Here is a 20,940-nt window from a genome sequence, read left to right as displayed (position 1 = left end):
ACAAATCAATATTAAATCTTGTTAATCCTTTTAATCATGTTAATCCTGTGAAAAATTTTAATTGGAAAAAGGAGCGAATACATATGCCGAAGGTAGTGCTGGCTTACTCAGGAGGTCTGGATACATCTATTATCATCCCCTGGCTGAAAGAGAATTACGGTTATGAGGTTATTGCCATGACAGCCGACCTGGGCCAGAGGGAAGAGCTGGAGCCGCTGAATGAAAAAGCGATCAAGACCGGCGCGAGTAAAATTTACATTGAAGACGCCAGGCGGGAGTTTGCCGAGGATTATATATTTCCCACGCTGAAAGCCGGAGCCGTCTACGAGGGCAAATACCTGCTGGGGACTTCGATGGCCCGCCCGCTGATCGCCAAGAAGATGGTGGAAATTGCAAGAAAAGAAGGGGCCGAGGCAGTGGCGCACGGCGCTACCGGCAAGGGAAACGACCAGGTCCGCTTTGAGCTGGGCGTCAAAGCGCTGGCTCCCGACTTGAAAATAGTCGCTCCCTGGCGGGAGTGGGATATCCGTTCCAGGGAAGACGCCATCGATTACGCCAGCGCCAGGGGCATCCCCGTTCCGGTTACCAAGTCCCGCCCATACAGCCTGGACCGCAACATGTGGCACCTGAGCCACGAGGGAGCGGACCTGGAAGATCCCTGGAACGAGCCGCTCGACGATGTCCTGCTGCTGATCACACCGCCCGCCAAAGCCCCGGACAAACCGACCTACGTGGAAATTGGTTTTGAACAGGGTATCCCGGTCAAGCTGGACGGAGCGGCGCTGGACCCGGTGTCCCTTATTGAAAAGCTGAATGAAATAGCCGGGCAGAACGGTGTGGGAATCGTCGACATGGTGGAAAACCGCCTGGTCGGGATGAAGTCCCGCGGTGTTTATGAAACTCCCGCCGGTACAGTGTTGTTCAACGCCCACCGTGAAATGGAGCTCTTGACCCTGGACCGCGTGACCCTGCATTTCAAGGAAATTGTCGCGGCCCGTTACGCCGAGCTGGTTTATGACGGGGTCTGGTTCTCCCCGCTGCGGGAAGCCCTGGACGCCTTTGTCGACAGCACGCAGAAGACTGTCACCGGCACTGTGCGGATGAAGCTTTACAAGGGTAACTGCACCCCGGCGGGCTCAAAGTCTCCATATTCACTTTATAACCAGGAGCTTTCCACCTTCAGCCAGGACGAAATATACAACCAGCGCGACGCCGAGGGATTTATCAACCTTTTCGGCCTGCCGCTTAAAGTCCGGGCGCTGATGGAGAAAAAAGCGGGATTGAAATAATTCTAAAGTCATAGATTTTTACAGGAAATGCCGCTCTGAAAAAAAGGGCGGCTTTTTTTGTGCAAAACCCTGAACCTGCAGGCTCAGGTTGCAGGGTGTCGACAAATTCCACCTGCAGAGTCCATGATGATGAAACCTGCTGCTTCCTTGCGACGTCTGAATTGAGACGCGAGAGGTGTAGGCGCGGCTTCAGCCGCACATTATTAGCGGGTTAAAACCCGACCCTACAATGGAATACCTTCGATACACACGGCTCACGACCAACGTCCCACGACCCAAATGCCAAGCAAATTCAACGCCATGGAGACTTTGTCTGCAACCTAACCGCAGACGCGGGTTTTTTTCAGGTAAAAACCGGGAAGAACAATGTAAGTACAGGGAAAAAATTTGCAGAATAGTGGAAAAAAAGCTTCTATTGGAACTGCATTTATGATAATGTATACACTATACACTATGCAATTTTCATAACAAAGGAGTAACACTGTCATGTATTTGAATCTGGTAATCCGGATGAAGTTGTCCAATAAGCCGGGCAACCTGGCCAGGGTCCTGACTATAGTCGCGCGGGAAGGAGGGACCCTCGGCGCCATTGACCTGATTTCCGCGTCACCGTCATGTGTCATCCGGGATTTGATGATCCGTTTGGAAAGCAGGGGCCACCTTAACCGGCTGGTCAGTGCTTTTGAGAAAATGCCTGAAATAAGCATTCTACGCATCTCTGACAGGGTTTTCGTAAGCCATCAGGGCGGCAAGATCGAAATCTCTCCTAAGCGGCCGGTTTTAAACTGGGAAGACCTGGCTCTGATGTATACCCCGGGCGTGGCAGGGGTGTCTGAAGCTATTGCCGCTGAGCCGGACATGGCTTACGGTCTGACCATGAAAGGCAATTCAGTGGCCATCGTAACGGACGGGTCTGCTGTGCTGGGTTTGGGCGACCTGGGCCCCTATGCCGCCCTGCCGGTAATGGAGGGGAAAGCGGTGCTTTTTAAAAAGTTTGCCAATATAGACGCCTTTCCTTTATGCCTTAACGTGCATGATCCCGCTGAGATAATTGAGGTAGTGGCTGCTTGCGCGCCCGCTTTCGGCGGGATTAACCTGGAGGACATAGCGGCGCCGAAGTGTTTTGAAATTGAAGAAAAATTAGCCGCGCGGCTGGATATACCGGTTTTTCATGATGACCAGCACGGCACAGCCATTGTAGCTCTGGCCGGTTTACTCAATGCCCTCAAAGTTGTCGGCAAGAGCATAGCGGATATAAAATTGGTTATCAGCGGCGCCGGCGCGGCTGGGGTGGCCATTGCTAAAATTTTAATCGGGGCCGGAGCCCGTGACTTGATCGTTTGTGACCGGAGAGGAGCGATTGCCCGGGATCTTCCCCATCCGCAACCCTCAAAGCTCTGGATTGCCGAAAACACCAACGAACGGTGTGTACACGGCCAGTTAAAAGAAGTTATAGCAGGTGCGGATGTGTTTGTAGGCGTGTCGGCGCCGTCTCTGTTAAACCGGGAGGACATTATGAAGATGGCCGAAAAACCCATTGTTTTTGCCCTGGCCAACCCCGAACCGGAGGTGGAGCCAAAGGAAATTTTTGATGTCGCGGCAGTTATCGCCACGGGAAGGTCGGATTATCCCAACCAGATCAACAACGCCCTGGCTTTCCCGGGGGTCTTCCGCGGCGCCCTGGATTGTCACGCCAGAGTGATCAACGACGAGATGTGCCTCGCGGCGGCGCATGCCCTGGCCGGCATGATCAGCGAAGAGGAGCTTTCAGTCGAGCATATCATTCCCTCGCTTTTTAACGACCAGGTTAGCACAGTGGTGGCCAAAGCGGTAAGGCAAGCGGCAAAACAAACGGGAGTCTCCAGGGAGTTCCATGTTAAGCCGGTTGCCGCTGTGTAAGCACTATAATGAAGCACGGGTAAAGCACGGGGACGGTTCTCCTGCTTCCTGACAGAGGGACAGGTCCCATGATCTCTATGAAGCCACTTAAGAAATTAGGTGGCTTTATTTGGTTTTACATGCAGGAAGTGTATATAAGTTATCGAAACAAGGATTAACTGTAAATAATATTGGATGATAATCGATGGACACCTGAAATTAACATTAAGGAGGGGGAAAAATGGTTGGCGACAATCGCAGGGGAACGCCGGGCACCGGGGTGTCGGGCGGTGTTTACGGTCTGGCTTTCATCGGCGCTGCTGTCTATTATATCCAACATGCCGATACCTTCTGGGCCGGAGCGCTCGGTTTTCTGAAAGCCCTGGTTTGGCCCGCGCTGCTGGTCTACAAGCTGCTGGAGTTCCTGAAAATGTAAGCACACAGGGGACGAAGCATGAGGACGGTTCTCCTGCTTCCGGATAGAGTGACAGGTCCCCTGCTGCTACTAAAAAGCCACTTATTAACAATAACGTTTTAATCAAACACTTTTTCTTTCAGTCCCGGCGCTGCCGAAAAACCGCTTCAGCACCAGCGGCATAACAAATAGGATAAAAAGCAGCCGGAACATCTGGTAAGCGGTGACCAGGGAAACATTAGCGCCGACCAGGACCGCCGTCAGCCCCATTTCACCCATGCCGCCTGGAGACGTCCCTAAAAAAGCGCTGGTTAAGCCCAGGGAGTGCATGCGGGTCAGCATAAAACCTACCCCAAGGGAAAAGAACACCACAGCGATACTTCCCATAAGGGTGTAAGGCAGCAGTTTTTTCCAGTTTTCCAGGCTGGCGGGCTGGATGCTTAACCCCAGGTAGGCGCCGATAAACAGCTGTGAGATAACGACCAGGAAAGACGGCGTACTTGGCGCCTGAAAACCGGCGAGGGCCAGGGCGGCGGCTCCAATCAGGGGGCCCAGCAAAAACGGAGTGGGCAGGCTGATCTTTACCGCGGCCCACGCGGCAATGAGGACAATAACGGTATATAAAAGCGCGTTCCAGGGTGTTTGAAGGATACTGTTATTTATGGCTGAAGTTACGACGGCAGCATCCTGCCCGCCGGCCGCGGCCATCCCGTGGATAACGATGAAGGGCACGATGAAAACCGTCGACAGCAGCCGGATGGTCTGCATAAAAGTGACAACAGTCAGGTCTGTGTCCCCAATTTCTTCACTTAGTACAACCATCTGCGTCAGCCCGCCCGGTACACTCCCGATAATGCCGCTTGCAAGGCTTATTCCCGTGCGGCGGCTAACGATGTACCCGACGACCAGGCTGAATATTATAGTTGACGAAGTTGCAAATACCATAGCCGGAAGCTGTCTGATAATTTGCTGCAATGTCCCGGTGGTAAAAGATGCTCCCAGCATAAAGCCAAGGATAATTAAGCCGGAGTTGCGAAATTCCACCGGCCAGAATGTATCTCTCTTTACAGCCAGGCTCCAAACCATGACTGCCGTTAAAGACCCCAGCAGCCAGGGCAGGGGCAAGTGCGACAGGCGGAAGAGAAGGCCGCCGACTAAAGACACTATCAGAGTTTCCAGGAATCGCAATATCATTAAAACGCCTCTTCACTGTTGTTTAGAATAAGTATTTAGAAGCCATCGCCGAATTAAGTATAGTATACGTGTTCGACTTTTATAAGAAAGAACCTTCCGGCTTTTTTTTACCTGGGAATGCCGGCACTCTTAACTGTTTTCGCGTTAATTTATGTAATTTGAACAATGAGGATAATGTAATCACAGAAATTTGGATGGAATTGATGATCTTGCAGCAAATTTATGACAAATGTTTTACCATTCTTGTTATAGGTATTTAGTGGAGGATATTATGGAAGAAAAGAGTTTGCCAAAATACTTGGGTCCCGATATTTCCGGAAAAACAGAAAAGATGTCAAGAGAAGAGATAAAGATGCGGTTTAACAATGAAATTGCATCTCTATATAGTCAGAGGGGTGCGGCATGGTTGATCGAGTTCAGTTACGCTTTTGGGCTGGTGCAGCAATTGGTGGAACCGTTTATCCGGCAATGCCCAAGTATCCTTGACTTGGGTGCGGGTACCGGAAATCTGTCGCGGGCAATTTTAGAAAAAATAAAGTCCGTGCATATGACACTGATGGACTATTCTCAAAACATGCTAGACGAAGTCCCAAAAGTGCTCGCTGAATATCGGGGCAGATATAGAATTGTAAACGCAGATTTTATGGAACATGATTTTGGGCAGAGAAATTATGCCGCGGTCATATCGAGCTTTGCTATCCACCACTGCAGAGGAGATAGTGAATATCTGAATTTGTATCGAAAAATATACGGGTGTCTGGTGAAGCCGGGAATATTCGTATGCTGCGACATTGTCGCGGGTGATAATCAGTCCTTGTCGGAAAGGAATGAAAGAGAATGGGTCTCTTATCTACAGGATCAAAATTTTTCAGAGCAGGAGATAAATAGGCTGCTGTCCAATTACCGTATCGAAGATTCCCCGGTATCCGTAAGGAAACATATTGAATTTTTAGTGCAAGCAGGTTTTGACACAGCTGATGTAATATGGAAAAAAGCAAACTTCGCTGTATACGCGGGTGTCTGTGAATAATAATCCAATACCCTATGAAGGGAAACATAAACTATGAAATACTCAGAAGCAAAGTTGGGCCGGGTATTTATTTTGAGGCTGGAACACGGCGACAGGCTCCCTGATATAATTGAAAAATTTGCAACGGAACAAAAGATCAGATCTGCGATAGTACATTTTCTCGGCGGCGCCGACACAGGCAGCAAAGTGGTGGTCGGCCCGGAAGACGGAAAAGCGGCCATCCCCCGCCCGGTGGTTGCGGGTCTGCCGGGAACAAGCGAAGCTGTAGGCATGGGAACCATATTTATTAATGAAGAAGGTAAGCCGACGCTGCACCTGCACTCGGCTTTTGGCCGCGGTACGGATACAGTCACCGGTTGCACCAGGGAAGGAGTAATAATCTGGCATATCGGTGAAGCGCTAATCCTCGAACTGATTAACACAAATGCAAAAAGGAAAATTGATCACGGTACCAGCTTTGAACTTTTAGATGTTTGATGGGAATTATGTTTTAGTGGAGGAGCAAAAATATGGCAATCCCGACATCAAGGACAAAAGTGAAAGCGGAAATTAAGATTGATGAGGAAAAATGCAGTGGATGCGGCCTGTGTGTGTCAGTATGTAAAGATTATGGCATTGTGCTGGAAAATAAAAAGGTAAGAATATCTGAAACCCCTTGTTTTGGATGCATTGGCTGCGGGCACTGCATGGCGATCTGTCCAACCGGCGCGATAGAAATCCATGGACGCGAGCTGTCACCAGGCGACCTGTTTGCGCTGCCGGGGAAAGGATCGGCGGCGACGTACGAACAGGTGCTGTTTCTTCTGCAGCGCAGGAGAAGTATCAGAGAATTTAAAGATATTCCGGTAGAAAACGAGACTATTAAAAAAATACTTGATGCGGCCATGACAGCGCCAATGGGATTGCCCCCGTCAGACGTAAATGTTTTGGTCCTGGATAACCAGGAGAAAGTTCGTGCCTTTGCCAAAGATTTTTGTGTCTACCTGGAAAGCATTAAGTGGATTGTGTCTGATTGGTTTTTAACAATGATGAGGCCGTTCTGGGGCAGGGCAAATGATGAAATGTTCAGGGATTTTATTAAACCCCTGTTTCAAATATATATTGATAACATGAAAAAAGGCTTGAACCTGGTAAATTACGACGCTCCCCTGGCAATATATTTTTACGGGTCGCCGTACGCGGACCCGGCTGATCCGATTGTAGCCGCCACGTACGCCATGGTTGCCGCCGAAGCGCTTGGATTGGGCACATGTATGCTGGGAGCGATTCACCCCATGATCCAGAGCGGGAAAAAAGCAAAAAAATTCAGGGAGAGCCACGGGATAAAATATCCGAGCAGAGAGGGTATATTCGTGATTTTTGGGCATCCGGAAGTGAAATATCACAAAGGGGTGAACAGGACCTTTGCCTCAATAACAGGATGGAAGCAGTAGAACCGTCCCCGTGCTTCCCCCTGAGCTATTAAAGTTATAGGGCAATCAAAAATTGAACATAGTAATAGCAATAAAATAGTGGAGATCAATAAAACATGAAACAAAAAAGTGCTGTTACTATTCTTGTATTCTTCATCGCGGCGGTATCGGCCGCGGCCGCGGCGGTTGGCATATTTTCCGGGCATGGCCCTGGAACTTATGAATATCTGTCTATTCGCGGGCAAATTGTAACTATCTACGGAAAGGGACTATACCAGCACATGTCTGCTGAGGTGGCCATACAAGGCATTGCCCAGGACTATGTGACCCTGTTTATTGGTGTCCCGCTGCTGCTTATATCGCTGTTTATTGCTGGAAGGGGGTCTTTAAGAGGACGTTTTATACTGGCCGGCACACTGGGTTATTTCCTCGTTACCTACCTTTTTTACCTGGCCATGGGTATGTACAACCCGCTGTTTCTGGCTTACGCCTTTTTGATGGGTGCTTCCTTTTTTGCGCTTGCCATAACGATGATGTCTTTTGAAATCAACAGGCTGCCGGAATTATTTTTTGATAGCACTCCGGTAAAGTCTGCGGGCGGGTTCCTGATTTTCAACGCCTTTTCCATAGCCCTGCTTTGGCTGAGCATTGTAGTACCGCCCTTGATTGAAGGCAGCATTTATCCCAAGGGGCTGGAGCATTACACCACCCTCATCGTGCAGGGTATGGACCTGGGTCTGCTGCTGCCGCTTGCCGCAGTGACCGGTGTCCTTTTAATCCGTAAAAAGCCTTTCGGTTACCTGCTCGGACCGGTGTATTTCATCTTCTTGTCATTACTGATGACCGCCCTCACAGCAAAAATTACGGCCATGGGATTGTCGGGGTATAATATTATACCGGTGATTTTTATTATCCCGACGTTTAACCTTCTTGCTGTTGTCTTCTCAATTTTATTAATAATAAATATTAAGCCTGCGCAAACAAGTTAGCGCATTGGACCGCAGTAATAATAAGATTGATTTAATGCTGGCGCGTTAAATAGTTTTCAAATATAATAGTGCATTATGGCAGTAAATGTAATCGGGGAGTACTATATGGAACAAAAAGTTAGGGGCTCCAGGCTGTCTTATATTGATAACCTGCGCGCTTTGATGATCATTTTTGTTGTGATGCTCCACACAGCGGTCACTTACAGCGGATTCGGCAGCTGGTATTATGTTGAGAATAAAAGTGTTGATTTTGTTTCAACACTCTTTTTTGGGTTTTTTCAGTCGTTCACCCAGGCCTATTTCATGTCGCTGCTGTTCTTGATTGCCGGGTACTTCGCGGCTGGTAATCTTGACGCGAAAGGAACGGGGTGTTTTGTAGCAGGCAGGCTCTTCAGGCTCGGGATCCCAGTCCTGATATATATCTTCTTAATAAATCCCGTCTGTGTAATGATATCGCATCCGGAGGTCAATATAGCAGATTACTATATACAAGGGATATTGTCTTTTGACTTTATTTCTTGGACAGGCCCCCTCTGGTTTGCGCTGGCGCTTTTGATCTTTACGTTAGTTTACGTATTGACCAGGAAGATATCAAACAGTATTAATTTTTACTGTAAGTTTGAGATTAATATTAAAAACGTTTTGCTGCTCGTTTTTTTCATAACCATTGCCGCTTTTGCCATCCGTACCGTTTTCCCGATAGGCACTGATGTAATAAATTTGCAGTTCAGCTTCTTCTCCGCATATGTAATCATGTTTGCTGTGGGTATAATGTCCTACAGGTACGGTATTATTGATCGAATTGACTACAATACGGGGAAAAGATGGTTTGCCGCGTCATTTGTTATCGGGCTGCCGTTCTGGATTTTTCTCATGCTCTTTGGCGGTCCGGCAGAAGGGATTTTCTTGATTAACGGCGGGTTAAACTGGCAGGCCTTTGCCTATGCTCTCTGGGAGTCTTTTTACTGTGTAACGATAATAATTGGGCTTATTGGTATTTTTAAATACCGTTACAATACACAAAATTCTTTTCAGAAGTTTCTCTCGGACAATGCCTTCGGGGTATTCGTTTTTCACGCTCCAATACTTATAGGTATTTCAATTCTGTTTAATCAGCTTGCCTTATATCCTGTATTAAAGTTTATTTTCATATCGATTATTGCAGTATCCGCAAGTTTTATCTTTTCATACTCAATCAGGCGGATCGGCTTCCTCCGCAAGATATTTTCATAAACCAGATTCCATTTTAAAAAGCGGGAGTTGGTGCCAATGCGAGTCAAAGGGAGAAATTTGTGCTTGAGAAATAATGAGGAGGAAAATAGCATGCCACCATTACAACAAAATGAGTGTTGTGGCACCCAAAGCACCGATACAAACTGGAAGACTCTTTACAAGATTGCCGGTGTGGCCGCGCTGGTTGCCCTGTCCGCGAACCTGCTGGACATCATCCTCGGTTTCGGGGAGACGGATATCGTCGTTTCCGGCAGTAAGACAGCGCTCGACTGGTTCGCGCTGTTTCAGGAAGATTGGTTCAAAGGCCTGTACGTGCTCGGCATCCTGAACATTGTCTATAATGCCTGCTTGGTCCCGATATATTTCGCCATGTTTGCCGCGCACAGGCGCGGGAACGGCGTTTATGCCGCGCTGGCCATGGTCATCGCTATCATCGGCATGGCGGTTTATATTTCAAATAACGCCGCCATCCCGATGTTTGTCCTCGCAGGCAAGTATGCCGCCGCGGGGAGTGATGTCCAGAGGGCGCTGCTGGCTGCGGCGGGGGAGGCGGTGCTGGCTTTCGGCGAGGACTTCACGCCGGGCTCGTTCACCGGCATGATATTGGGGGGAATCTCGGCCATTGCTGTTTCGTTTGTAATGCTGCGCGGCGGAATTTTTGGTAAGGTGGCGTCATGGATCGGAATTGTAGGCTTCACCTTCATCTCTGTATTTACGGTCCTGGCTACTTTCGTGCCTTCTTTGTATTTTGTGGCTTTCTATCTGTTTGGGATGATCGGCGGCCTGCTCGTCCTGTCGTGGTTCGTACTGGTTTCCCTGAAATTCTTCAAGCTGGGGCGGAGCGAGAAATAACTATCAAAAAAATTAAAAAATGTTTTGTGTCGGATCCGGAAAGGAAGGTTAAAAGTGCATTCAACAAATATAGATAAAGGGTTGATTGCTCCCTGTGGTATGAATTGCGGTATTTGCAGGGCCTATCTTCGCGAAAAAAATAAGTGTCCGGGATGTGGCAGCCCCAACGAGATGATTTTTAAGTACTGTGTGGTTTGCAGAATCAGAAACTGCGAAGTTCTAAGTGTTAATCAAAGCAGTTACTGCTTTGATTGTGAAAAATATCCCTGTTCGAAACTTAAACAGCTTGATAAGCGATACAGGACAAAATATGGTATGAGTATGGTCGAAAATTTGAATAAAATAAAAGAAATAGGTATTGATAAATTTATGATTGATGAAAACCAGAGGTGGGTATGCCATAAATGTGGCGATGTTATTTGTGTACATAATAAGAAGTGCTATAAATGCGGTTTCCAGAGGTAACTTTATAGGGGGTGAATATATATAGACAGTATCGTTGAAAAAATCCGTCAGGAATTGAAAGAAAACATCGATGAACACACAAGAGAGTCGGGGCAGAGGTTTTTTAAGGAAAGCGTAAATATCTATGGTGTAAAGACAGCCTTAGTCAGCAAGATTGCAAAAGAGAACTATAAGAGCATTCGTGATAAAAGTAAGGCTGAAATTTTTAATTTGTGCGAGGATCTGTGGCGGTCGGAATACATGGAAGAGTCGTTTATCGCCTGCAACTGGTCATATTTTATTTACAAGCAATATGAGCCGGGGGATTTTAAGGTATTCGAAAAATGGGTAAATAATTATGTCAGCAACTGGGCCTCGTGCGACACCCTCTGCAACCACACCATCGGTGCTTTTATAGAAATGTACCCCGAGTATTTATCCAGTTTAAAAGAATGGTCCAAATCCAAAAACCGCTGGGTGCGCCGCGCTTCCGCCGTATCACTGATCATCCCCGCCAGGCAGGGCAAATTCTTAAAAGATATTTTTGAGATTGCCGATATCCTGCTCCTGGATCAGGATGACCTGGTGCGAAAAGGTTACGGCTGGATGCTGAAAGAAGCCAGCCGTAAAAATCAAAAAGAAGTATTTGATTATATCATGAAGAACAAAAAGACAATGCCCCGGACGGCACTAAGATACGCTATTGAGAAGATGCCGGCAGAACTAAAAAAAGAGGCAATGGCCAAATAAAGGCGGATAAAAGGAATCTAAGTTCCGTGTTATGACTCATATGCAGAACGAGATTGACAGGAGGAAATACAATGATTCTCAACAAGGAACTGAAAGATTTGGCAGACAGCCAGTGGATCGATTATTTTGGAGTGGCTGATTTAAAGACGGCGCGGGAAGTTGTACTGGAGCAGGGCGGCCCTGAGGCTGCAGGGTTCCCTTATGCTGTATCTTTAGGGATAGTCCTTAATCAGCACTTAGTTGACCAACTGCCCCGCAGGAATGAAAAATCCGTTGCTCTTAATTACAAGCACCATGCCTCCACAGTAATTTACCATCGCCTGGACACTGCGTCATCTATTATAGCCGGTTATATTGATAAAAAAGGATACCGGGCGCTCCCTCTGCCTGCTTCGGAAAGAATTAATGATGAAAGATTATTTGCTTCCTTTTCTCATATAATGGCTGCCCATTTGGCAGGCCTGGGCTGGATCGGGAAAAACTGCCTGCTGGTGACACCACAGTATGGGCCGAGAGTTAATTGGACAACAATTTTGACTGACGCGCCGCTTGAGCCCACCGGTAAGCTTCAGGAACAAAAATGCGGGCGCTGCAACAGGTGCGTGGATATCTGCCCGCTGCAAGCACTTACCGGCAGGCCTTTTGTGGCGGGCGAGCCCAGGGAAGCAAGGTACGATGCCGAAAAATGCGATAACTTTTATAATCTGATGAAAAGCAAAGGCGAACCAGGCGTCTGCGGAATGTGTTTATACGTGTGTCCGCATGGAAATAAGAAGACTGTTAAATCATAAAGTTGACAGGAGTGGTGAGAAATTGAAACGGGCACTGCTGGTAATTGACGTCCAAAACGAATACTTTAGCGGGAAGCTGCCGGTAACCTACCCTCCGGGCAGCCTGGAGCGTATTGTAAAAGTTATTGAAGCTGCCAGGTCGAAGCAGATCCCTTTAGTCTTCATCCAGCATTCAGCACTTCAAAAAGATGCGGCGGCATTTAAAAAGGGCTCCGCGGAATGGAAGCTTCACCCGGAGATAGCAGCCATACCCTGCGAACATCTGGTGGAAAAAACCCTGCCTGGAAGTTTCACCGGCACTGACCTGGAATCCTGGTTGAGAGAAAGGGGTATAGATACAGTTGTAATAACCGGGTACATGACGCAAATGTGCTGCGACACTACGGCCCGGCAGGCCTTTCACCTGGGACTTTCTGTTGAGTTTCTGTCAGATGCCACCGGAACGCTCCAGATTTCCAATGAAGCCGGGACATCTGCGGCCGAAGAACTGCACCGGGCCATCCTGGTTACGCAGGCGGCAAGGTTCAGCAAAGTATTGACCACGGAGCAGTGGATAGACAGTCTGACATAGTTATGGGGGGGCGAACCCCCGTTAAGTCCCGCAGCGAGGACAAAAAACCGGAGGTTATATGGATAAAGTTGTTTTGACCAGGGAGAAGGAGACTTTACTGATTCCTTTGTTTGGCAAGGCAAAGGAATCTACAAAAGACAGGCCGGTACTTGTTGACAGGAAAGCGGTTGAGATTGTCAGCCGGATAGACTACGACTTTTCTTCATTAAAAATCCCTGAGAAGACAAACGTAATGATGTGCCTGAGAGCTAAACTTATTGATAATTTTGTTAAAGATTTTCTTGCAAGAGATACTGAAAGCGCCGCTGTGCATTTGGGTTGCGGCCTGGACAGCAGGTATGACAGGGTTGGCAACAGCTGTGTCGACTGGTATGATGTGGACTTCAAAGAAGTAATCGACATACGAAAAATATTCTATACGGAAACAGATAAATACCATTTAATCGGGTCCTCAGTCACTGAGAACGGCTGGCTAAAAGAAATCCCAACAGGCAAAAACCAGTACATAGTGATAGCTGAGGGCCTGTTTATGTATCTTCAGGAAGATGAGATTAAGACGCTGCTCAGCAGGCTTAAGGACAGGATCGGCAGCTACACTTTGATTTTCGACGCCTTTAGCGTTTATACAGCGAGTAGAGTGCGAAACCACCCCTCCATAAAGAAGACAGGCGCGGTAATTAAATGGGGTGTTGATGATCCCGGTGAGCTTGCAAAATGGGTGATGGGGATCCAGTTCATTAAAGAAGAGTATTTTACCTCAAATAAGGAGACGGGCAACCTGAGTCCTGGCATGAGGGCTGCGTTTGGAATAGCGAATTTATTTCCATTTGTTAAAAAGGCCCAGAGGTTGTTAATTTACAAAGTCCATAATACCTGAATGGGAAACAAGGAATTTCTTTTGTTTCCTTTTGTTTTTCAGGGGAGGCAGGGGACGTCATTTTTGTTCTATTGTTTTTTGCTGAAGGATATCCCAGTGTGGAAACTTAATAAAATTTAATTAGTTTTTTATAATAACTGTGAAACTTTTTACCCCGCGGTTGTGTAAAGGAATATAGAAGGGTTAAAGGGGGGGCTTCAGTTGGCAGCTGATGACCACCAGCTGGCGCTCAGATGCCGGGACGGGCAGGATGAAGCTTGCAACCTGTTGCTTTCCCGCTATGAGGGATATATTTTCAGCCTGTGCCACCGCCTGGCGAATAACAGAGAAGACTCTCTGGAGCTGGCCCAGGAGTCAATGTTGAGAATTATAACCGGGCTGGACACATACCAGTTAGGCCGTCCCTTTAAGCCATGGCTGCGGCGGGTGGTGATTAACGTCTGCCTTAACTTCCTGCGCGGGAGAGCGCCAGAAACGTTTTCAATCGATGCCGTTAATGAAGAAAATTATACCCTGGCTGATACCTTGGCAGATAAAAACGGCAGTGACCCTTTGGCTATAGTCGAGTATTTAGAGATCCGGGATGCCCTGAAAATCGCTTTGCAGCGCCTGCCGCCGCCGCTCCGCCTGGTCCTGGTTTTGCGCCACCAGGAGGGGATGAGCTATGAAGAAATTGCCTCCTCTGCGGGGATGCCCGTTGGAACTGTAAAGACCCGTCTCTTTCGCGGGCGAAGGCTTCTCAGGGAGGCCTTGAGTAAGACCTATGGCTGGGAGGTGCCTTAGTGACCATATGTAATATTGAATTGATCCAGGGTTTTCTTGATGGAGAACTTAATGCTGATGAGGAAAAAGAATTAATGGCACACCTGGCCGGCTGCACGGCCTGCCGCCAGGAGTATTCCCGCTTAAAGCTGCTATGGCTGGAGCTGGCGTGCCCGGAAGAAATCGAGGCTCCTGCCGTACTTCCTTACCTTCGCCGGCAGGCGATAACCACAGCCATGCGGCAGAGGCAAAAATCAGATGAAAAGAAGCTTAACTTCTGGGAATCACAAAAGCTGGCATTCAGCCCGCTGAAGTATACTCTAGCCTATCTTCCCGGCGCGGGGCAATTAAGGGGGGCGGTTGTAACAGCGGCAAGGGAGATACCGGAGCTGCTGGCCAACTCCTTGTCAGGCGCCGGGCGCCTTTGGAAGAAGAACCGGGGGCGGTAGATCGTGAGCATAATCATGTGGGCGGTAATTGCAATAGCCATCATTATAGCAGTTGTCTTGCTGACGCCGATATCCTTACACGCGCAGGGTTGCCTGGCAGAAAAGAAAAATTTCCGGGGGGAAATCAGCTGGGCGGGAGGACTGACATCCTTCAGCATGGTTATGGCTGAAAGCGGGAACATATTCTATGTGCGCCTTGGTTTTTGGCGTAAACGGCTGCACGAAAAAAGCTCCGCCGTTCAAAAAGAAAAAGCCAAAGACAAAATAAAAGAAAAAGCAAAAGAAACAAAAAAAACTAACCGGCAGGGATTTTCAGATATAAAAATTTTTTTTAACAGGCTTTTATTGAAGGAAGTATTAGCTTTTCTCGGCCGCGCCCATCGTTCCCTGAACTTAAGGCTGTGCCTCGAAGGAGAATACGGCGCCGGTGACCCGGCGGTTACCGGATACCTGTCGGCGTTGGTTGGATTGATAAACAGCAGCCGCTGTACACTGCGCCTCAATCCCAATTTCCAGGAACTTATCCTGAACCTGTGCGGTGAAATGAGCGCGACGCTGATACCGGCGGTGTTAATTTTTCATACCATTGGATTCTTTTTTGCCCCCGCGGTCAGGAAGATATGGTGGAGAATCATAAAATCAAAAATTAAAAGGAGGGTGTAAAAATGTTTAAAGAAAGTATGGAAGCCATTGTTTCACACCTGGAGAACATGATTAAAACCAAGACCATCGTCGGAGATCCAATCAATGTGGACAATACAACAATCATCCCCGTTATGTCGGCCAGCTTCGGCTTTGGCACAGGTGTCGGTGAAGGATCGGAACCCGGTAAAGGCGTCGGGAAAGGGGGAGGCGGCGGAGCAGGGGCCAAAGTCAGCCCTTCCGCACTGATCGTTATCCGTGACGGGGAAGTAAATATTTACAACCTGGGACAGAAGGGTACCCTGGAAAAACTGGCGGGGATGATTCCGGAGATCGTGAGCAAGTTCAGCAAGGAAGGAACAAGCGCCGAGTAGAGAACATTATTTTAACATCCAACCTTCCTCTTTTGAGGAGGGTTGATTTTCTTTATGGAAACATGTTGAATCTTTTTGTTTCTATTCAGTACAATCTTTTTGTCAAGTCTTTTATGGTATTTTTTTATAGTATATTATAAAAATAAATATCTATTGAGGTAGCATATAGTGAGCAAGTTGGTCATAACATTTGTATGTGAGAACAGGCACGAGGTGGAAGCTGTAACAGTAGACTTAAGCCGTACGGGGGAACTTTCCAGTGAAGAAATATGGCGGATGCAGTCAAAGGGATGCCGGTGCAGGAAGTGCGGCAGCGACAAATTCACCTACCGGACCCGATATAAGGATTAATTTGCAGTAAAAATATCGTTGACTTTCCAATTATTAGTCTGTATAATCAGTATCACGCCACGTTAAAAGGGCTCATATATTAATAAATAAAGGGGGGATTAAATGGTGACAAAAGAACTCATTAATGAAATCCTTAAGGACATCGGGTTAGAGTCAATAGCTGATGAAGAATCAAAAAAGGAGGCTTAATTAGCTTTGGACCTTAAAACCGGAACACATTAGGGGGAAGTAGGCGGACAAAATTGCCTGCTTCCTCTTAATTTTATTTGCAATATAAAATGGACATGTTAGAATTAATAATAAAAATCGCGTGGGGGTGAAGAAATGGTCGAAGAAAAAGTGGACGATGGTAATTTGGAGCAGGCGCCGATGGAGCAGCATCCTTTTTATAAAAACAGACGTTTGAAATTATTTATTCTTTTTCTCACATTAGCGGTCTTTCTTATTCCCATTATAATGATCGCTAATGTTATTGCGGGCAAACCGGCGTTTTTCTTTTTTTAGAGAGGTGCAGACATGGCCAAATTATGGGGCGGCCGTTTTCAAAAAGAAACTGACCGTTTAGTGGAAGATTTTCATTCTTCCATTTCTTTTGATCAGAGGTTGTATAAATACGATATAAAAGGCAGCATTGCTCACGCCTCAATGCTTGGCCGGGCCGGCATAATTGAGCCCGATGAGGCCGGCGCCATTATCCGCGGGCTGGAAGAGGTCCTCGCTGACATTGAAGCCGGCCGGGTAGAGTTTTCTGTTGGAGCCGAAGACATACATATGAATGTGGAGCAGCTGCTGACCGAAAGAGTCGGCGAACTGGGCAAAAAGCTGCATACGGCGCGCAGCAGGAACGACCAGGTAGCCCTGGATATACGCATGTACCTGAAAGATGAAATCGACAGTATCACCGCCCTGCTGCGCGGGCTTCAGGCATCCCTGCTGGATCTGGCGGAAAAGCACCTTGATACGGTAATGCCCGGCTACACACACCTGCAGCGGGCCCAGCCTGTCACTTACGCGCACCACCTGATGGCCTACTGCGAGATGTTCCGCCGCGATGAGGAGCGGTTGGGCGACTGCCGCAGGCGTACCGACGTCATGCCGCTGGGGGCGGGTGCCCTCGCTGGGACCACCTTCCCCCTGGACCGGGAATACGTGGCCCGGCAGCTTGGTTTTGCCGCTGTTACTGAAAACAGCCTTGATTCGGTAAGCGACCGCGATTTCGCCGTAGAGTTCGCGGCGTCCGCTTCCTTGATCATGGTCCATATGAGCCGCCTTTGCGAGGAAATCATTCTCTGGTCTTCAGCAGAATTTGCCTTTATCGAGCTGGATGACGCCTACAGCACCGGCAGCAGCATGATGCCCCAGAAAAAAAATCCGGACGTGGCGGAACTGATCCGCGGCAAGTCAGGAAGGGTATTCGGTGACCTGCAGGCGCTGCTGACCATGCTGAAAGGCCTTCCCCTGGCCTACAACAAGGATATGCAGGAAGACAAGGAAGCGCTTTTTGACGCGGTCGACACCGTGAAAAAATGCCTGATTATTTTTAAGCCCATGCTGGAAACCATCCAGGTAAAGAAAGATGTAATGGCCCAGGCAGCACGGGGGGGCTTTACCAACGCCACTGACCTGGCTGACTATTTAGTACGCAGGGGGATGCCTTTCCGTGAAGCCCACGAGGCAGCGGGGAAGGCGGTGCTGTACTGCCTGAAAAAGGGCCAGACGCTGGAAGGGATGAGCCTGGAGGAATACAAAGAGTTCAGCTCCCTGGTGGAAGAAGATGTGTACAATGCTATCGACATCAGGAACTGTGTCCAGTCGAGGAAAGTGCCGGGAGGCCCGGCGCCGGGAACAGTCGCGGAGGCCATAGCCAGGGCCAGGCAGCGCCTGGGTTAAGATATTGCGCTTAAGCAGCTTAACCGTTATTTAAAGCTACCGGCTGATATCTGGCCGGTTTTGTTATTATCCCCTCGGGAGGTTTATCAATTTTGCTTCTCACGGTTTTTATGTATATAGTTGTTACGTCCTTTTGCGGCTTGTCACTTTATAAGTTTTATCAGTATGCCCGGCACCCGCTGGCCAACCGCTGGGAACTGTACCCCGTCCCCTGGGAGCCTGGCGGCAGGAGGGAATACGGCGGCTCCTACCACGAGGAAGCAGAGTGGTGGACCAGGCCGAGGCGGGTCTCACTTGCCGGCGGTTACAAGGAAATGTTTAAAGAAATATTGTTTATGAAGAACCTTTTTATTAACCGGAGGAAACACTGGTATTACAGCTACGCCATGCATTTGGGCATCTATCTGCTGGGACTGTTCACATTATTCCTTCTGGCCGGGGCGATTACTGAGCTTTCCGGTTTGCAGCCGGCAACTTCAAGCGGCGCCGGCAGCAATCCTTGGGCGGCTCTTGTTTATTATTCAACATTTGTTACAGGTCTCTGCGGCACCATTCTGGCAGCGAGCGGCAGCGCCGCCCTGTTTTTGTACAGGATATCGGAAGATACGCTGAGAGAATACAGCGGCGCGGATGATTACTTCAGCCTGTTATTAATTTTTGCCGCGTCTGTTTCGGGTATGGTTGCCTGGAGTATGGATCCCGGCTTTAATTACGGCCGGCATGCGGTAACAGCCATGCTTACCCTGGCGCCCATCAGGGCCGGGGCCGCGCTCACTGCCCATATTTTATTGTTCGGGTCATTATTGATTTATATTCCCCTGACTAAAATAAGCCACTACGTCGGCAAGTATTTCGCGTATCACCGGGTGCTCTGGGACAATGAACCCAACCTGAGAGGTTCTGTAATGGAAGGGAAGGTCATCAAAAATCTCGCTTACAAGCCGCGTGACAGGTGGTCCTCGCCCCACACAAATTCTGACGAATAAGCAGGGTAATATATTAATCAACTAAGTACTGAAGGGTGTTCTGGAATTGTATAAGTTAAGACCTCAAGATATATCCAGGCCGTCTTCCGACCAGTTGGTCAGCCTTGACAAATTCATGCCTTTGCCGGCGCCCTATGATAAACCTGGCCTGGAACCCGGCCTTAAGCCGTTGAAGGACGCCTGGCGGGAAACTTACTGCACCACTGTAGACGGCGTAATCGGCAACGACAGGCTTAAACGCCCCGTTTCAAAGGCTGAAGAAGAAGAGTTGATCAGAAAATTTTTAAGCGGTCTGGATAAGCTTTTTTCAAAAGAGACCAACCGGGGCTTTTTGACGCCTTTTCTTCTAGCTTTTGAGTATTGCGCCAGGTGCGACTCCTGTTCACAAGCATGCCACATCTTCCAGGCCAGTGGCGGGAAAGAGGCGTACCGGCCTCTTTTCCGCTCGGAAACACTGCGCAGGCTGTATAAAAGTTATAAAAAAGGAGGCGGCCTGGCCGCCCGGTTTACCGGCGGGCATATTGATATTAATATCGAAGCCGTCCTGCGCCTGGGCGAGCTGGCCTACCGCTGCAACCTCTGCCGCCGCTGCGCCCAGACCTGTCCCATGGGGTTGGACAACAGCATGATCGCCAGGGAGATCCGGGCTCTTTTCAGTATGGAGATGGGCATGGCCCCGACCCTCCTGCATGAGAGGGGGACGGTGCTGCAGCTAAAAACCGGGTCGAGCACCGGTATGAACAGTAGTGCCTTTAAAGATACGATAGAGTTTATCGAGGAAGATATATTTGAGCGGCTGGGCCGGCAGTACAAAATACCAGTGGATAAAAAAGGCGCGGATATCCTGCTGATCCACAATGCCGGCGAGTTTTTGTCCTGGCCCGATAACCCGGCCGCCTTCGCCATCCTTTTCGAGGAAGCCGGCCTGGACTGGACCATGAGCAGCGAGCTGGCCGGCTACGACGGGGTCAACTACGGTATCTGGTACGACGACGCCCAGGCGCGGAAAATCGCCCTCGCCCAGCGGCGGGCGGCCCGGGAGCTGGGTGTGAGGAGAATAGTAATCGGGGAGTGCGGCCACGCCCACCGGGCCGCGGCCGTGTCGTCCGACCGGCTGGCGGTTGGCGCGGACAATATCCCGCGTGAAAGCAGCTTCCCCATCCTGCGGGATATTGTCATGAGCGGCGCGATTAAGTTCGACCCGCTTCGCAACAATTTTCCGGTTACCCTGCACGATCCCTGCAATATTGTACGCTCCATGGGCGTGGTTATGCCCCAGCGCCAAATCCTCAAATCCCTCTGCCCCCGGTTCAGGGAAATGGTTCCCCACGGGGTGAAAAACTACTGCTGTGGAGGGGGCGGCGGCTTTGCCGTGATGAGGAGCATGAATTTCCCCGAATGGGAAATGAAGGTCGCCGCCCGGATGAAGTTCAAGCAGATCCTGGACGCCTTCCAGGACACGGTTGAGGACTCCTCCACACCAAAGTATATCTGCGCGCCATGCTCCAACTGCAAGGGCGCTTTCCGGGATATGCTGGATTACTACCAGGCCACGGCCAGGTTCAACGTGCGGTACGGCGGCATCGCGGAGCTGATGGCCAACGCCATGGCCATTTTTGACCGGCCGTATTTCGAGTGGCTGGAAAATTAGACAAGACGGAATTGAGACGTGATGCGGGAGCGTGTCTAGGGGACGGTTTTTCTGACACGCTTACAAATTATAATACTAGAGGGCAAAGCGTGTCAGAAGAACTGTCCTCT

General features: G+C 49.0%; 24 protein-coding genes. 23 read left to right on the top strand and 1 reads right to left on the bottom strand.

The window, feature by feature from the left end; translation table 11 throughout:
• Positions 1 to 83 precede the first annotated feature (83 nt).
• The 3 genes from ACOBQJ_RS09035 (at position 84) to ACOBQJ_RS09025 (ending at position 3,603) form a co-directional block, all read left to right on the top strand.
• The gene (locus ACOBQJ_RS09035; protein WP_421071429.1) at positions 84 to 1,289 is read left to right on the top strand and encodes an argininosuccinate synthase; all 1,206 of its coding nucleotides are present in this window, start codon (positions 84 to 86) and stop codon (positions 1,287 to 1,289) included.
• Between the two features lie 486 nt (positions 1,290 to 1,775).
• Complete coding sequence (locus ACOBQJ_RS09030) at positions 1,776 to 3,188, top strand: NAD-dependent malic enzyme (RefSeq protein WP_421071428.1); 1,413 nt, start codon at positions 1,776 to 1,778, stop codon at positions 3,186 to 3,188.
• Positions 3,189 to 3,408: 220 nt separating this feature from the next.
• Positions 3,409 to 3,603, top strand: coding sequence for a hypothetical protein (locus ACOBQJ_RS09025; protein ID WP_421071427.1), 195 nt, complete (start codon positions 3,409 to 3,411; stop codon positions 3,601 to 3,603).
• Positions 3,604 to 3,705: 102 nt separating this feature from the next.
• Here the strand turns inward: ACOBQJ_RS09025 and ACOBQJ_RS09020 are convergent, their stop codons facing one another.
• The gene (locus tag ACOBQJ_RS09020) at positions 3,706 to 4,776 is read right to left on the bottom strand and encodes an AbrB family transcriptional regulator (RefSeq protein ID WP_421071426.1); all 1,071 of its coding nucleotides are present in this window, start codon (positions 4,774 to 4,776) and stop codon (positions 3,706 to 3,708) included.
• A 271-nt stretch (positions 4,777 to 5,047) separates the two neighbouring features.
• Between ACOBQJ_RS09020 and ACOBQJ_RS09015 the strand changes: the two genes are divergently transcribed.
• The 20 genes from ACOBQJ_RS09015 to ACOBQJ_RS08920 all read left to right on the top strand — a co-directional run bounded on the left by ACOBQJ_RS09015 (position 5,048) and on the right by ACOBQJ_RS08920 (position 20,830).
• Positions 5,048 to 5,806 carry a class I SAM-dependent methyltransferase gene (locus ACOBQJ_RS09015; protein ID WP_421071425.1) on the top strand — a complete coding sequence of 253 codons (759 nt, stop codon included), beginning with the start codon at positions 5,048 to 5,050 and terminating at the stop codon, positions 5,804 to 5,806.
• A 33-nt stretch (positions 5,807 to 5,839) separates the two neighbouring features.
• Positions 5,840 to 6,283: a PPC domain-containing DNA-binding protein gene (locus ACOBQJ_RS09010; protein WP_421071424.1), complete on the top strand. Its 444-nt coding sequence runs from the start codon at positions 5,840 to 5,842 to the stop codon at positions 6,281 to 6,283.
• 32 nt (positions 6,284 to 6,315) lie between these two features.
• Complete coding sequence (locus tag ACOBQJ_RS09005; RefSeq protein ID WP_421071423.1) at positions 6,316 to 7,239, top strand: nitroreductase family protein; 924 nt, start codon at positions 6,316 to 6,318, stop codon at positions 7,237 to 7,239.
• A 95-nt stretch (positions 7,240 to 7,334) separates the two neighbouring features.
• Entirely contained in the window at positions 7,335 to 8,207 is an 873-nt protein-coding gene (locus ACOBQJ_RS09000; protein ID WP_421071422.1) for a hypothetical protein, read from the top strand.
• Positions 8,208 to 8,312: 105 nt separating this feature from the next.
• Entirely contained in the window at positions 8,313 to 9,440 is a 1,128-nt protein-coding gene (locus ACOBQJ_RS08995; protein ID WP_421071421.1) for an acyltransferase family protein, read from the top strand.
• A 90-nt stretch (positions 9,441 to 9,530) separates the two neighbouring features.
• Positions 9,531 to 10,292 (top strand): hypothetical protein, encoded by a 762-nt coding sequence (locus ACOBQJ_RS08990; RefSeq protein ID WP_421071420.1) that lies wholly within the window; start codon positions 9,531 to 9,533, stop codon positions 10,290 to 10,292.
• 54 nt (positions 10,293 to 10,346) lie between these two features.
• Positions 10,347 to 10,757, top strand: a complete 411-nt coding sequence (locus tag ACOBQJ_RS08985) for a DUF3795 domain-containing protein (RefSeq protein WP_421071419.1) — start codon at positions 10,347 to 10,349, stop codon at positions 10,755 to 10,757.
• A 54-nt stretch (positions 10,758 to 10,811) separates the two neighbouring features.
• Entirely contained in the window at positions 10,812 to 11,486 is a 675-nt protein-coding gene (locus tag ACOBQJ_RS08980) for a DNA alkylation repair protein (protein ID WP_421071418.1), read from the top strand.
• A 71-nt stretch (positions 11,487 to 11,557) separates the two neighbouring features.
• A complete protein-coding gene (locus tag ACOBQJ_RS08975) occupies positions 11,558 to 12,277 on the top strand; it encodes a 4Fe-4S double cluster binding domain-containing protein (RefSeq protein ID WP_421071417.1) in 720 nt (239 codons plus the stop codon).
• Positions 12,278 to 12,299: 22 nt separating this feature from the next.
• Positions 12,300 to 12,848, top strand: a complete 549-nt coding sequence (locus tag ACOBQJ_RS08970) for a cysteine hydrolase family protein (RefSeq protein ID WP_421071416.1) — start codon at positions 12,300 to 12,302, stop codon at positions 12,846 to 12,848.
• A gap of 58 nt (positions 12,849 to 12,906) precedes the next feature.
• On the top strand, positions 12,907 to 13,725 hold the full coding sequence (locus tag ACOBQJ_RS08965; protein ID WP_421071415.1) for a class I SAM-dependent methyltransferase: 819 nt from the start codon (positions 12,907 to 12,909) through the stop codon (positions 13,723 to 13,725).
• 201 nt (positions 13,726 to 13,926) lie between these two features.
• Positions 13,927 to 14,508: an RNA polymerase sigma factor gene (locus ACOBQJ_RS08960; protein WP_421071414.1), complete on the top strand. Its 582-nt coding sequence runs from the start codon at positions 13,927 to 13,929 to the stop codon at positions 14,506 to 14,508.
• Positions 14,508 to 14,936 (top strand): anti-sigma factor family protein, encoded by a 429-nt coding sequence (locus ACOBQJ_RS08955; protein ID WP_421071413.1) that lies wholly within the window; start codon positions 14,508 to 14,510, stop codon positions 14,934 to 14,936. The genes ACOBQJ_RS08960 and ACOBQJ_RS08955 overlap by 1 nt, the downstream gene beginning before the upstream one ends.
• 3 nt (positions 14,937 to 14,939) lie before the next feature.
• On the top strand, positions 14,940 to 15,599 hold the full coding sequence (locus ACOBQJ_RS08950; protein ID WP_421071412.1) for a DUF2953 domain-containing protein: 660 nt from the start codon (positions 14,940 to 14,942) through the stop codon (positions 15,597 to 15,599).
• A gap of 2 nt (positions 15,600 to 15,601) precedes the next feature.
• Positions 15,602 to 15,952 carry a GerW family sporulation protein gene (locus ACOBQJ_RS08945; protein WP_421071411.1) on the top strand — a complete coding sequence of 117 codons (351 nt, stop codon included), beginning with the start codon at positions 15,602 to 15,604 and terminating at the stop codon, positions 15,950 to 15,952.
• Between the two features lie 168 nt (positions 15,953 to 16,120).
• A complete protein-coding gene (locus tag ACOBQJ_RS08940; RefSeq protein WP_421071410.1) occupies positions 16,121 to 16,303 on the top strand; it encodes a hypothetical protein in 183 nt (60 codons plus the stop codon).
• A 324-nt stretch (positions 16,304 to 16,627) separates the two neighbouring features.
• Complete coding sequence (locus ACOBQJ_RS08935; protein ID WP_421071409.1) at positions 16,628 to 16,807, top strand: hypothetical protein; 180 nt, start codon at positions 16,628 to 16,630, stop codon at positions 16,805 to 16,807.
• 12 nt (positions 16,808 to 16,819) lie between these two features.
• Positions 16,820 to 18,193 (top strand): argininosuccinate lyase, encoded by a 1,374-nt coding sequence (gene argH / locus ACOBQJ_RS08930; protein WP_421071408.1) that lies wholly within the window; start codon positions 16,820 to 16,822, stop codon positions 18,191 to 18,193.
• Between the two features lie 92 nt (positions 18,194 to 18,285).
• Complete coding sequence (locus ACOBQJ_RS08925) at positions 18,286 to 19,179, top strand: respiratory nitrate reductase subunit gamma (RefSeq protein ID WP_421071407.1); 894 nt, start codon at positions 18,286 to 18,288, stop codon at positions 19,177 to 19,179.
• 46 nt (positions 19,180 to 19,225) lie between these two features.
• The gene (locus ACOBQJ_RS08920; RefSeq protein WP_421071406.1) at positions 19,226 to 20,830 is read left to right on the top strand and encodes a (Fe-S)-binding protein; all 1,605 of its coding nucleotides are present in this window, start codon (positions 19,226 to 19,228) and stop codon (positions 20,828 to 20,830) included.
• Positions 20,831 to 20,940 lie beyond the last annotated feature (110 nt).

The organism is Pelotomaculum propionicicum (assembly GCF_048984525.1).
GTDB classification, from domain to species: domain Bacteria; phylum Bacillota; class Desulfotomaculia; order Desulfotomaculales; family Pelotomaculaceae; genus Syntrophopropionicum; species Syntrophopropionicum propionicicum_A.
This window is presented reverse-complemented; position numbering and strand designations above follow the sequence as displayed.